General features: G+C 72.5%; 12 protein-coding genes. 7 read left to right on the forward strand and 5 right to left on the reverse strand.

Going from position 1 to position 12,750, the window contains the following annotated elements; all coding sequences use genetic code 11:
- Positions 1 to 151 precede the first annotated feature (151 nt).
- Positions 152 to 808 carry a 4'-phosphopantetheinyl transferase superfamily protein gene (locus AB0I71_RS02380; RefSeq protein ID WP_357581432.1) on the reverse strand — a complete coding sequence of 219 codons (657 nt, stop codon included), beginning with the start codon at positions 806 to 808 and terminating at the stop codon, positions 152 to 154.
- A gap of 233 nt (positions 809 to 1,041) precedes the next feature.
- On the opposite strand from AB0I71_RS02380, the gene AB0I71_RS02385 reads away from it, so the two are divergent.
- Positions 1,042 to 1,347 (forward strand): hypothetical protein, encoded by a 306-nt coding sequence (locus AB0I71_RS02385; RefSeq protein ID WP_357581433.1) that lies wholly within the window; start codon positions 1,042 to 1,044, stop codon positions 1,345 to 1,347.
- Between the two features lie 349 nt (positions 1,348 to 1,696).
- Here AB0I71_RS02385 and AB0I71_RS02390 read toward each other — a convergent pair whose 3' ends face one another.
- The gene (locus AB0I71_RS02390) at positions 1,697 to 3,385 is read right to left on the reverse strand and encodes a phospholipid carrier-dependent glycosyltransferase (RefSeq protein WP_357581434.1); all 1,689 of its coding nucleotides are present in this window, start codon (positions 3,383 to 3,385) and stop codon (positions 1,697 to 1,699) included.
- An 84-nt stretch (positions 3,386 to 3,469) separates the two neighbouring features.
- On the opposite strand from AB0I71_RS02390, the gene rsmI reads away from it, so the two are divergent.
- Positions 3,470 to 4,318 carry a 16S rRNA (cytidine(1402)-2'-O)-methyltransferase gene (rsmI, locus tag AB0I71_RS02395; protein WP_357581435.1) on the forward strand — a complete coding sequence of 283 codons (849 nt, stop codon included), beginning with the start codon at positions 3,470 to 3,472 and terminating at the stop codon, positions 4,316 to 4,318.
- A gap of 9 nt (positions 4,319 to 4,327) precedes the next feature.
- Here the strand turns inward: rsmI and AB0I71_RS02400 are convergent, their stop codons facing one another.
- Complete coding sequence (locus tag AB0I71_RS02400) at positions 4,328 to 5,266, reverse strand: hypothetical protein (RefSeq protein WP_357581436.1); 939 nt, start codon at positions 5,264 to 5,266, stop codon at positions 4,328 to 4,330.
- Positions 5,267 to 5,416: 150 nt separating this feature from the next.
- On the opposite strand from AB0I71_RS02400, the gene metG reads away from it, so the two are divergent.
- Positions 5,417 to 7,219 (forward strand): methionine--tRNA ligase, encoded by a 1,803-nt coding sequence (metG, locus tag AB0I71_RS02405; protein WP_357581437.1) that lies wholly within the window; start codon positions 5,417 to 5,419, stop codon positions 7,217 to 7,219.
- Positions 7,220 to 7,311: 92 nt separating this feature from the next.
- On the opposite strand, the gene AB0I71_RS02410 is transcribed toward metG, so the two are convergent.
- A complete protein-coding gene (locus AB0I71_RS02410; protein ID WP_357581438.1) occupies positions 7,312 to 8,163 on the reverse strand; it encodes an alpha/beta hydrolase in 852 nt (283 codons plus the stop codon).
- A gap of 82 nt (positions 8,164 to 8,245) precedes the next feature.
- Positions 8,246 to 9,502 carry a hypothetical protein gene (locus tag AB0I71_RS02415; protein WP_357581439.1) on the reverse strand — a complete coding sequence of 419 codons (1,257 nt, stop codon included), beginning with the start codon at positions 9,500 to 9,502 and terminating at the stop codon, positions 8,246 to 8,248.
- Positions 9,503 to 9,591: 89 nt separating this feature from the next.
- Here AB0I71_RS02415 and AB0I71_RS02420 point away from each other — a divergent pair, with 89 nt between their 5' ends.
- The 4 genes from AB0I71_RS02420 to AB0I71_RS02435 are packed head-to-tail and all read left to right on the forward strand — an operon-like array spanning position 9,592 to position 12,721.
- The gene (locus tag AB0I71_RS02420) at positions 9,592 to 10,500 is read left to right on the forward strand and encodes a TatD family hydrolase (protein ID WP_357581440.1); all 909 of its coding nucleotides are present in this window, start codon (positions 9,592 to 9,594) and stop codon (positions 10,498 to 10,500) included.
- 18 nt (positions 10,501 to 10,518) lie between these two features.
- Entirely contained in the window at positions 10,519 to 11,391 is an 873-nt protein-coding gene (gene rsmA, locus AB0I71_RS02425; RefSeq protein ID WP_357581441.1) for a 16S rRNA (adenine(1518)-N(6)/adenine(1519)-N(6))-dimethyltransferase RsmA, read from the forward strand.
- 32 nt (positions 11,392 to 11,423) lie between these two features.
- The gene (locus AB0I71_RS02430; protein WP_357581442.1) at positions 11,424 to 11,777 is read left to right on the forward strand and encodes a hypothetical protein; all 354 of its coding nucleotides are present in this window, start codon (positions 11,424 to 11,426) and stop codon (positions 11,775 to 11,777) included.
- Positions 11,774 to 12,721, forward strand: coding sequence for a 4-(cytidine 5'-diphospho)-2-C-methyl-D-erythritol kinase (locus tag AB0I71_RS02435; protein WP_357581443.1), 948 nt, complete (start codon positions 11,774 to 11,776; stop codon positions 12,719 to 12,721). Before AB0I71_RS02430 ends, AB0I71_RS02435 begins: the two co-directional genes overlap by 4 nt.
- Positions 12,722 to 12,750 lie beyond the last annotated feature (29 nt).

Genomic DNA, 12,750 nt, shown 5'->3' on the forward strand with positions numbered 1-12,750 from the left:
CGCCGGGTCGCCGGGTCGCCGGGTCGCCGGGTCGCCGGGTCGCCGGGTCGCCGGGTCGCCGGGTCGCCGGGTCGCCGGGTCGCGCGGTGCGGTCCGTGCTGCGCTCGTTCGCCGCTGCTGCGGTGCGAGCGCTGCCGACGGGCGAGGGCCGCTACCGCGCGGTGAGCGTGGCGGCGGTGCGCACCAGGTCGGCCTCGACCGCGAAGCGGCCGGTGATCAGCGGGGGCGGGTCGTCGACTGGCGCCTCGGCGACCCGGGCGTTCGAGATCCGCGCGGTGAACGTCCCGGCGTCGGGGTCGAGGTGCACCAGCGCGTCGTGGAAGTCGAGCCAGCTGCCGACGACCGGATGCCACACCTTGTAGACGGTCTCCTTCGCACTGAAGATCACCGCCGGCCAGGAGATGCCCGGTGGCAGCCGGACGATCTGCTCGTCCTCCTCGGGCAGGCAGATCAGTCGGCGTACCCCCGCACCCAGTTCGCGGTGCTGCTCGGCGTCCATGCCGACCGCCCGGATCTCGTCGCTGCGGGCGACGGCTGCGGCGCAGTAGCCACGGGTGTGGGTGATGGTGCCGACCATGCCCGCCGGCCAGACCGGGGAACGGTCGGCGGCGGCCGGCACGGCGACCGGCGGCAGGCCGAGCGCGGCCATGGCGCGCCGGGCGCACACCCGGCCGGCGGTGAAGTCCCGGCGGCGGCTGTCCACCGCGCGTTCCCCGAGACAGGCCACCTCGGCCGCGTGCAGCCACCCGGACCAGTCGTCCGGACCTGCCACGGCCACCGCGACGGTGGGCGGGAGCAGGTCACGCACCTGCGGCTCCGGGGTGGTGCTTTCGGCCGGTGGTGCCGGTCCAAGTGACCGGCGACGATGGGGGCTCCTGGTTGATGCAATGCCTACGGCGGGTCGCGGCGGCCATGGTTGGTCAACGTACCGCAACGTTGTAACGCCTGAGCGTTCGCGGACGCTGTACGTGCGCACGGGCATGTTCGACCCGGCGGTGGGCGGCACGCCCGCCGTCCCCGGTGGAGGCGGAAGGGAGCGCGATGACGGGTGTTACGGATCGCTCGGGTGTCACGGTGGCGGAGGCGGACGGAATCGCGCCTCCCGGGCGGGCGGGCGAGCACGCCCCGGTGACCCCCGAATGGACGTGCGGCACCTGTGGGGCCCAGTGGCCGTGCGAGCCCAAACGGGAGCAGTTGCTCACCGAGTACGGCGTGGATCGGGCGATGCTCAGTGTCTACCTGGGCGCCTGTCTCGCCGCCGCCGCCGAAGACCTGCACGTCGCCGGTCCGACGTCATTGCAGGAGCGGTTCTTCGGCTGGTTGCCGCGCCGGCCGAAACGGCACTGAGTTGCCGGCCGGACGATCGTCCAGTCCGGACGGGAATTCGATGCGTGGCGATGTCACCGGAAGCTGAAGGGCTGGACGGAACGGTTCAGCTGTCCGCCGGACGGTGCCTCCTCGACGGCGCAGCGTCCGCGAGGAGTCACGCAGCGACAACGACGGCCCTGACTTCTTGTCGCATTGAGCATTCGTCGGAAATCTGACCCGCGCCGCCCCGTTGTGCCCCCGGTCGCGGGTGGTTAAGCTGCTGGTGCGCGCCCCAATCGCCCGCTTCCCCCGTGGCAGGCGATCGGGGCGCGTCCTATTTCCCGACGAAGGGCCCGTACGCCGAGGCGTACGGGCCCTTCGTGGTGGGTCAGATCCAGCGGCCGTCCAACCACATCCGCGCCGACCAGTCCTCGTACGGCAACACCGAGCCCACGAAGATCGGATAGAAGTACGCGAAGCAGAGGACGACAAGCGCCACGTAGGCCCCGGCGATCACCCCACCGACCAGCCGGCGGTCCCGGCTCGCCTCCTCCTCGGCGCCGGTCACGGCTCGGGTGCCGCTCGGCCCCGCTGGCGAGGCGATGGCACCCAGCACGTAGATCACGGCGAGCACCAGGAACGGCAGCGCCGGTGCGGCGTAGAAGGAGAACATCGTCCGGCCGTCGAGGGCGAACCAGAACCAGGGCAGCAGCCCGGATGCCACGGCGAGCAGGATCGCGCCGGCCCGCCAGTCCCGCCGCGCCAGCCCGAGCCAGACCAGCGCCACCAGCGCGGGCAGGAACGACCACCACAGCAGCGGGGTGCCCAGCAGCAGTACCTCCTCGGCGCAGCTCGCCGCACCGCAGGGGCCCTCGCCGGTCCAGTGGAACGCCACCGGCCGGCCCAGCAGCAACCACTGCCACGGCCACGACTGGTACTTGTGCGGATCGTCGAGCTGGCTGTGGAAACCGAGCGCGGCCTGGTGGTACTGCACCAGGTTCCACAGCGGGCCGACGACGGGCGCGTCGCTGAGCCCGGCGTCCGGGTACCGCTCGGCGAGCCGGTAGTAGCCCTCCTGGCCGAACAGCCAACCGGACCACGTCGCGACGTAGGTGACCGCCATCAGCAGGCCGGCGAGCACCATCCAGGGCACGCCGTCGAGCAGCGTGTCCCGCCACGGCCGGGGCACCCCGGCCGACCGTCGGGCGCCGACGTCCCAGAGGAACATCAGCAGCGCGAAGACGGGTACGAAGAACAGCGCGCTCCACTTCACCGCGAAGGCGCAGCCGAGCAGCACCCCGGTCGCCAGCCGCCACCAGGGCCAGTTCCGCCAGCCACCGGGCGGACGGCCGGCCCGCCCCCGGGCGGTCGGATCCAGCCCGGACTCCAGTGCCCGGGCCCAACGGCGGCGGGTCGCGTCCCGGTCCAGCACCAGCGCGCCGAAGGCGGCCAGGACGAAGAAGAGCAGGAAGATGTCGAGCAGCGCGGTGCGGGAGAGCACCAGGTGGAACCCGTCGACCGCGAGCAGCAGGCCGGCGGCGCAGCCGAGCACCGTGGAGCGGAACATCCGGCGGCCGATGCGGACCAGCAGCAGCACCGACAGGGTGCCGAGCAGTGCCGCCGAGAAGCGCCAACCGAACTCCGGTGCGGTGGTGAACAGGTGGCCGGGCACCGAGATGCCGTGCTCGGCGTCGCGGTAACCGAAGGCCCACTCGCCGAGGCCGATCAACCACTTGCCCAGCGGCGGGTGGACCACGTACGACGGACCGCCGTTCGTGTAGTTCCACTCCACGCCCTTGTCGATGAGCCCCCAGGCGTCCCGGGCGTAGTAGACCTCGTCGAAGATCTTGCCTGGTGGATGGCTGAGGTTCGCGAACCGGAGAACCGCCGCGATGACCACCACCACCGCCGTGGCCAACCACGAACGGGCGTCCAGCCCGGCCTCGACGGTGGCCAGCCGGCGGCGGATCGTCGCCGGTACGCCACCCTCCGCCGGATCGGTGGCGGTGTTTGTGGTGGCTGTCGGCTCCGAGGGCTGGTCGGGGCTCGCGCTCTGTGCTGTCGACGCACTCGTCACCCGGCGATCGTAGGCTGCGAAGGGGGTCGGTGGTGCCTGTCGTCCCCATATCCGGTACGACCATCGATGAAGGAGTGCGCAGCTGTGGGTGAATTGTCCGAAACGGGACGCCTGATTCTGCTCGGCGCGCCGCTCGGCAACCCCGCCGACGCCTCCACCCGACTGCGGGACGTGCTCGCCGCCGCCGACGTGGTCGCCGCAGAGGACACCCGCCGACTGAACAGACTCGCCCGCGATCTCGGCGTGACCATCCCCGGCCGGATCGTCTCGTACTTCGAGGGCAACGAGGAACGGCGCACCCCGGAACTGGTCGACGTGCTCACCGAGGGATACGTGGTCGCGTTGGTCACCGACGGTGGCATGCCCAGCGTCTCCGACCCCGGCTACCGGTTGGTCCGCGCCGCCCTGGACGCCGGGGTGCCGGTCACCGCAGCGCCCGGTCCCAGCGCCGTCACCACCGCTCTCGCCCTGTCCGGGCTGCCCTGCGACCGGTTCTGCTTCGAGGGGTTCCTGCCCCGTGCCCCCGGTGCCCGTCGCGCCCGGCTGCGGGCACTTGCCGACGAGGAACGGACGCTTGTGCTCTTCGAAGCGCCGCACCGGATCGCCGCCGCGCTCACCGACCTGGCCGACGCGTTCGGCGCCGACCGCCCCGCCGCTCTCTGCCGCGAGCTGACCAAGACCTACGAGGAGGTGCTGCGGCGCCCGCTCGGTGAACTGGCCCGGTGGGCCGCCGACGGCGACCCGCGCGGCGAGATCACCCTCGTCGTGGCCGGCGCTCCGGCCACACCCGCAGTCCGCCCCGACGACGACGCGCTACGCGCCGCGGTCGCCGAGCGGGAGGCGGCCGGCCGAAGCCGGCGGGACGCGATCACGGACGTCGCGACCGCGCACGGCTTGCGCCGCCGCGACGTCTACGCCCTGGTGCACCAGTGAACCTGGGCGCTACCAGGCGGCGATCAGGAAGCCCAGGGCGGTCAGCAGCGGACCGGCCAGCGAGGCGGTGATCGCCCAACGCCGCTCGGTCTGGTCGGGCAGCCGGGTCGCACCGGTCCAGCGGGCGATGCCGACCGCACAGCCGAGCACCCCGAGCACCCCGAGCAGCCAGCGCAGCTGGGCGCCCACCCCACGGTCGGCGTAGGCGACGTGACCGTCCGGGCCGGTCACCCGGGCGGGCAGGGCCGAACCGGGCACCGCCCGGTCCCGGGGCACCCCGCTGACCCGTACGCCGTGGGTCCGGAACTCCTCGTCCACCGCTGTGAAAATGCCCCGGCACCGCTGGGTCAGGCCGTCGCCGGTGCACCTGGTGACCGTCACCGTGCCGGAGGTGGCGTGCCCGACGGCGAGCCAGAGCGGGCCGGCGCTGACCCAGGCGAAGAAGGCCGCCGCGAGGCTCAACCCGATCATCGCGGACAGTCCCGCCAGGGGATCCGGGGGGTGACTGCTCCGTTCCCGGTGCCGGCGTACCGGCCAGAACCGCCGCCACCACGGAGTTCCGTCGCCGGGTAGCTCCTGCCGCACCGGCGTGCCGTCCCAGTGCACCTCCTCGATCGGTGCCCAGAAGGTGTCCTCGTCGGCCGTACCGTCGTCGCGGGCCCGTTGCCGGCGGCCCCGGCGCCCGGCCGAGCGGACCGGGACCCGGCGCGGCAGCGTGTCCACGGGCGCGCCGGTCGTCGGCTCCACCTCGACTCCGCGCCGCAACTCGACGGTGGCGGGATCGGCCCGGTCCGGCCCGGCCTCGCCGTCGGGTGCCGCCGGGGGCACCGCGCGCGGCTGCGGCGCCACCACCTGGGCACGCGGCGGCGCGGTGGATTCCGGCCCGGCGTCGGGGGAGGGGCCGTCGGAGTGGTCTCGGGCGGCTCGGCTGCCAGTCACACGTTTCATTGGACACCGGGGAAGGTGGCTGATCGGGCAGCTCAAGCAGCGTGTCGGCGACAAATCGGACGACGCGCCGACGGCGGCCGAACCTCCACGCCGACCCGGGGGGCCTATTGGTTCGCGGTCACCGCGCGAGGGTCACTAGGCTTTCTGTCCATGAGTCACGTTCTCGCGGCGGTGGCCTGGCCGTACGCCAACGGCCCGCGCCACATCGGCCACGTCTCCGGTTTCGGCGTTCCCTCCGACGTCTTCGCCCGGTACATGCGGATGGCCGGCCACGACGTGCTCATGGTCTCCGGCACCGACGAACACGGCACGCCGATCCAGGTGCAGGCCGACGCCGAGGGGCTGACACCGCGGGAACTGGCCGACCGGTACAACCGGGTGATCGTCGAGGACCTGCACGGTCTCGGTCTCTCCTACGACCTGTTCACCCGCACCACCACCGGCAACCACTACGCCGTGGTGCAGGAGCTGTTCGAGGGGATGTACCGCAACGGCTACATCGTGCCGAAAACCACAATGGGGGCGATCTCGCCGTCCACCGGCCGGACCCTGCCCGACAGGTACATCGAGGGCACCTGCCCGATCTGCGGCTACGACAGCGCCCGCGGCGACCAGTGCGACAACTGCGGCAACCAGCTCGACCCGATCGACCTGATCAACCCGCGGTCGAAGATCAACGGTGAGGCGCCGGAGTTCGTCGAGACCGAGCACTTCTTCCTCGACCTGCCCGCCCTGGCCGACGTGCTGCGGCAGTGGCTGGACACCCGGGAGGGCTGGCGCCCGAACGTACTGCGCTTCTCGAAGAACCTGCTGGACGACCTGCACCCCCGGGCCATCACCCGGGACCTGGAGTGGGGCGTGCCGATCCCGCTGGACGGCTGGCGCGAGCGCACCGACAAGCGGATCTACGTCTGGTTCGACGCCGTCATCGGCTACCTGTCCGCCTCCATCGAGTGGGCCCGCCGCACCGGCGACCCGGAAGCATGGCGGAAATGGTGGTCCACCGACGGCGCGGGCAAGGACGCCCAGGCCTACTACTTCATGGGCAAGGACAACATCGTCTTCCACTCGGTGATCTGGCCCGCGCTGCTCGCCGGCTACTCCGGTGAGGGCAGCCGGGGCGGCGAACCGGGCCAGCTCGGCCGGCTCAACCTGCCCACCGAGGTGGTCTCCAGCGAATTCCTGACCATGGAGGGACGCAAGTTCTCCTCCTCGCGCCGGGTGGTCATCTACGTCCGGGACTTCCTCCAGCGGTACGACGCCGACGCGTTGCGCTACTTCATCGCGGTGGCCGGGCCGGAGAACAACGACACCGACTTCACCTGGGCCGAGTTCCTGCGCCGCAACAACGACGAGCTGGTCGCCGGCTGGGGCAACCTGGTCAACCGGTCCGTCTCGATGGCGGCGAAGAACTTCGGCGAGATCCCGGCGATCGACCCGGCCGGGCTCACCGAGGCCGACGAGGCACTGCTGGCCGTGGCGCGCTCCGGCTTCGGCACGGTCGGCGACCTGATCGCCAGGCACCGGCAGAAGCAGGCCATCGGCGAGGCGATGAAGGTGGTCGCCGAGGCGAACAAGTACCTCTCCGAGCAGGCGCCGTGGAAGCTCAAGGACGCGGCGGACAAGCCCCGGATGGGCACCATCCTGCACGTCGCCCTCCAGGTGGTCAGCGACGCCAACACGCTGCTCACCCCGTTCCTGCCGCACTCCGCACAGAAGATCCACGAGCTGCTCGGCGGCACCGGGGTGCACGCCCCGATGCCGGTGATCGAGGAGGTCGCCGACCTCGACGTCGGCCCCGCGTACCCGGTGCTGACCGGTGACTACACCCAGGGCGCGCGATGGGAGTCGGTACCGCTCGTGGTGGGCCGGCCGCTCGCCGCGCCCAAGCCGGTCTTCCGCAAGCTCGACCCCTCGATCGTGGACGAGGAACTGGCCCGGCTCGAGAGCTGACCGCCGTCACGACGGGCGCGACCCGGTACCGGGTCGCGCCCGTCGTGTTGCCCGCCTGGGACCGGTGCGGACCGCACCGGACGGCGGCCGGCTCAGGCGCGGGCCATGGCCGGCGAGCCGATGAACTCCATGATCGCCTGGTTCACCTCGGTGGCGTTGGTCCACGGGGTGCCGTGCGGTGCGCCCTTGAGGGTGACCAACCGGCTGTCGGCGAGCATCGGCTGCAACCGCTGACCGGTCTTCGGGTACGGCAGCACGTTGTCCTTGTCGCCCTGCACGATCAGCACCGGCACGTCGATCCGGGACACGTCGGCCCGGAAGTCGGTGCCCCAGGCGTCCACGCTGTCGTGCGTGGCCTTGGCGGAGGCCATCGCCCCGATGTTCCAGTGCGCCCGGTACGCCTCCTCGCTGACCAGCTTGCCCTTGTTCTCGTCGTAGTTGAAGAAGTTGTTGCAGAACTGGGTGAGGTAGGCGAACCGGTCCTGCACGATCGCCTGCTTGAACCCCTCGAAGATGCTCGCCTCGACGCCCTCCGGGTTGTCCGGCGCGTGCCGCAGGTACGGTGCCAGCGGCGCCAGCAGCACCGCCCGGTCCACCCGCTCCGAGCCGTACGCGCCCAGGTAGCGGGTCACCTCGCCGGTGCCCATCGAGTGGCCGACCAGGATCGTGTTGCGCAGATCCAGCTCGGTCATCAGCACGTCGAGGTCGGCGGCGAAGGTGTCGTAGTCGTACCCGAACGTCGGCTGCGCCGAGTTGCCGTAACCGCGTCGGTCATACGTGATCACCCGGTAACCGGCGTCGAGCAGCGGCCCGGAGACCTTCTCCCATGTCGCCCCGTTGAAGGGGAACCCGTGGATCAGCACGATCGGCTGACCCGACCCATGGTCCTCGTAGTACAGGTCGATGGGCGCGGAGTTCTCCGTGCCGACGGTGATGAAGGGCATCTCGTCCTCCTGTCAAGGTGGGAGATCGAGCCTTCCCCGGCGGGCATCCGATATTCCTGCCCCGCCGACCCGACGGGCCAGCTCAGAGGAGGTACGGGTGGTCCACCACCTGATCGTCGGTGACCTCACCGCCCGGCGCCCATGTCTCGTAGACGCCCCGTTCGTGACACTGTGCCCCGGTGGCGGCGACCGCGTCCGGATCCGGGCGGCGCAGCCGCAACCGCAACCAGCCCGCCTCCTCGCGCAGCACCAGACACGGCACCCCCCGCCAGGCGGCCAGCCGCACCCGTCGGCTCACCCCGTCGACCGGGTACCGGGCGGCCCGGGTCAGCGCCAGTACCCGGAAGTCGCCGGGCAGGTCGGCCACCGCCTCGTACTCCCCGCCCGCGTAGGTACCCACCAGCCGGGTGGAACGCGGTGCCTCCCCGGTCGGCACGTACTCCTGATCCGGTGACAGGCCCGGCACCGCGGCGAGCAGGTGTCGCCACTGCGGCCCGACCATCCGCAGCCAGCCCCGCTGCTCGGCCTGGTAGGCGTAGAGCACCACCTCCAGGCCCTCCGCCGGGTAGGCCAGCAGGGTGGCGTTCGCCGGCATCGGCAGGTCGGCGAAGTCCCGGGTGACGAACTCGGGAATCAGGTGGTGGTTGCTCGGCGTGAAACCGGTACCGAGCACCGCCGGACCCAACCGGTCCCGGGCACCCAGCGCCGCCAGACCGCGGTACGCCGCACCGGCCGGCACGTCGTAGTCACCCGGGTCGGCGGCACGCCACCGCAGCGCGTACGTCACGTCCGCACCGTCCCGGCCATCGCCGCCGTCGGTACGCAGCACGCTTGTCGTCGCCGGGGTGCGCAGGTGCGCCACGTCGTGTTCCCGGTAGCAGAAACCGTGCGGCAGCCAGCCCCGCACGTATCCGGCGAGCTGCCGGGCCGAGAGGATCTTCATCATCCGGGTGCCACGCCGTACGCCGGCCGAGGCGCGGACCGCGGTGATCAACGGGTCGTCCGCGGCGGCCGGCTGCTGGGCCAGCCGGTGCACCTCCGACCAGCCCCGCTCCCGGTGCAGCGGCACCAGCAGGGGAGACTCCGGATCCTCGGCCTGCTCGGTCGCCCCGTGCACGGCGGTCACCTCGGTGACATGCACGAACCGTCGCCACGGCAGCGCCGAGCTCGACCGGGGCGCCCACTCGAAACCGGACACCTCGTCGGCGCTGAACAACTCGTACGCCGCGCCCCGGGCGATCTCCTCCGCGGGATAGACCGCGCCACCGAACGCCACCCGCAGACCGGTCCGCTCCGGCACCGTACCGCCGGCCCGGGAAAGCTCGCTTCGCGCGTCCACCCCGCGACGGTAGGTGCGCGGGGCGTAGCCGAGGTGAACTCCGGGTGGCGTCCGGGTGGACTCGTCCCGTGTGTGATGCTGTCGAGGAGATGAGCGAGCCGAACGAGTCCCGTAGCCAGCGCGCCGCCCGTCGTGCCGGAGAGTTCCCACCCGCACCCGAGCCGCTGCCCCGACCGGTACTGGACAGCCACACCCACCTCGACATCACCGTCAGCGAGGCCGGGGTGCCCGGTGGCGGCGACGCCACCGATCCGGTCGCGGCGGCCATCGACGTCGCCGCGAAGGTGGGGGTGGACCGGCTGGTGCAGGTCGGGGTGGACGTCGCCTCGTCCCGCTGGGGTGCCGAGGTGGCCGGCAGCTACCCGGCGGTGGTGGCCACGGTCGCCCTGCACCCCAACGAGGCACCCCGACTGGCCGACCTCGACGAGGCCCTGCGCGAGATCGAGGCACTGGCCGGTCAGGACCGGGTCCGCGGTGTCGGCGAAACCGGAATGGACCGCTACCGCACCGGCGACGAGGGCCGCGCCGCGCAGGAGGAGAGCTTCCGGGCCCACATCGCCATCGCCAAGCGGTACGGCCGGACGCTCGTGATCCACGACCGGGACGCGCACGCCGACGTGCTGCGCATCCTCGACGACGAGGGCGCACCGGACACGGTGGTGATGCACTGCTTCTCCGGCGACGCCGAGTTCGCCGCCGAGTGCGTCCGCCGGGGCTACCTGCTCAGCTACGCCGGCACCGTCACCTTCGCCAGTGCCGGGGCGCTACGCGAGGCGGCCGCGCTGACCCCGCTCGACCAGATCCTGGTGGAGACCGACGCGCCGTACCTCACCCCCGTACCGCACCGCGGCCGCCCCAACGCCTCGTACCTGATCCCGCTTACCGTCCGGGCACTGGCCGCCACCACCGGCGCCGACCTCGACGAACTCTGCGCCGCCATCTCGGCCACCGGTGACCGGGCCTTCGGTCCCTGGCACGCGGCCGGCGCCGGCGGCTGACCCGTACGCTGTCGGGTTATGGCCGCAGACCTGCTCGGCCCGGCGGAGATCCGGGACCTCGCCGCCCGGCTCGGCGTCGCGCCCACCAAGAAGCTCGGCCAGAACTTCGTGCACGACCCCAACACCGTTCGCCGGATCGTCGCCACCGCCGGACTCACCGGAGACGACGTGGCGCTGGAGGTCGGTCCCGGGTTGGGCTCGCTCACCCTCGCCCTGCTGCCCGCCGCCGCCCACGTGCACGCCGTCGAGATCGATTCCACGCTGGCCGGTGCACTCGCCGGCACCGCCGCCCGGCACGCCGGACCGGCAGCCGAACGGCTCAGCGTGCACCACGCCGACGCCCTGCGGATCACCGCCGCCGACCTGACCGACCCGGCACCCACCGCGTTGGTGGCGAACCTGCCCTACAACGTCGCCGTGCCCGTGGTGCTGCACCTGCTCGCCGAGTTGCCAAGCCTCCGGCACGGGCTGGTCATGGTGCAGAAGGAGGTCGCCGACCGGCTCGTGGCCGGTCCCGGCTCCAAGGTGTACGGCATCCCGTCGGTCAAACTCGCCTGGTACGCCCGCGCCCGCGCCGCCGGGAAGGTTCCGCCGAACGTGTTCTGGCCGGTGCCCAACGTCGACTCCGGTCTGGTCGCCTTCACCCGCCGCGAGCCGCCCCGCGCCGACGTTCCCCGGGAGCAGGTCTTCGCGGTGGTGGATGCCGCCTTCGCGCAGCGACGCAAGACCCTGCGCGCCGCCCTGGCCGGCTGGGCCGGCGGCGCCGACCGGGCCGCCGCCGCCCTCATCGCGGCCGGCGTCGACCCCGGAGCACGCGGCGAGTCACTCACCGTCGAGCAGTTCGCCGCCGTGGCCGCGTCGGCTCCGAGCCGTACGCCGGCAGCCCAGTAGGCTGAGCCCGTGCCCGCCGAGGAGGTGTACCCGTGACCGCGCAGCCGATCGGCCCCGACGGGTCCGGCATGTGGGGCCCGGACCCGGTCCGGCAACGCCCGGCCAACCACACCATTGTCGCGCCTGCCACCGCGGTCGGGGTGGTGATCAACCGTCGCAACACCTTCGAGCCGGACGTGGTGCTGTCCAGAAGCCCGGTGGTCGCCGACAACCACTACGCCGACGCCGGGATCCCGCACTACTGGCGGATCGAGCAGAATCCCGTGCACGTGTACGCGTACGACCTTGTCGACGGCCGCTACGAGCTGGTCGCCGACTCCGCCGAGGAGCTGATCGTGACCAAGCCGTTCGACGTGCGGTTGCCCATCCGGGACATCACCCCGTGACCGAGGCCTGGCGTCCGGAGGACGACGAGCCGCGTGGGGCCAGCGGTCCGGTCCGGGTACGGGTGCCCGCCAAGGTGAACCTGCACCTGGGGGTCGGTCCGCTGCGCCGGGACGGCTACCACGAGCTGAACACCGTCTACCACGCGATCTCGATCTACGACGAGCTGACCGCGCGGCGCGGCGACACACTCACCCTCACCATGGAGGGCGAGGGCACCGGGGAACTCGCCCTCGACGACTCCAACCTGATCATCCGGGCGGCGCACGCCCTCGCCGGGTACGCCGGCGTGATGCCGCACGCCCGGCTGCACCTGCGCAAGCAGATCCCGCTGGCCGGCGGGCTGGCGGGCGGCAGCGCGGACGCCGCGGCCGCCCTGGTCGCCTGCGACGCACTGTGGGGCACCGGTCTGTCCCGTGACGAGTTGGCGAGCATCGCCGCCGACCTCGGCTCGGATGTGCCCTTCCTGATCCACGGCGGTACCGCGCTGGGCACCGGCCGAGGTGAGGCGGTCAGCCCGGTGCTGGCCCGACCCACCTCCTGGCACTGGGTGGTCGCCATCGCCGACGGCGGTCTGTCCACCCCGCAGGCGTACCGGGAACTCGACAGGCTCCGCGAGACCGGCGCTGCCGGGCCGCCCCTGGGCAGCACCGACGGCCTGCTCGCCGCGCTGCGGCAGCGCGACCCCCGGGTGCTCGCCCCCACCCTCGGCAACGACCTCCAGGACGCCGCCCTGGCCATGCGGCCGTCGCTGGCGAACACTCTGAAGGCCGGTGAGGCGGCCGGTGCACTGGCCGGCATCGTCTCCGGCTCCGGGCCCACCTGCGTGTTCCTCACCGCCGACGCCGCCGACGCCGAACGCGTCGCCGCCGAACTGGAGGCCGCCGGGGTGTGCCGGCAGGCCCGCGTCGCCCACGGCCCGGTACACGGGGCCCGGATCACCTGACGCCCACGGCCCGGCCTCGGCAAGCGCCA

Source organism: Micromonospora sp. NPDC049891 (assembly GCF_040660295.1).
Classification (GTDB): domain Bacteria; phylum Actinomycetota; class Actinomycetes; order Mycobacteriales; family Micromonosporaceae; genus Micromonospora.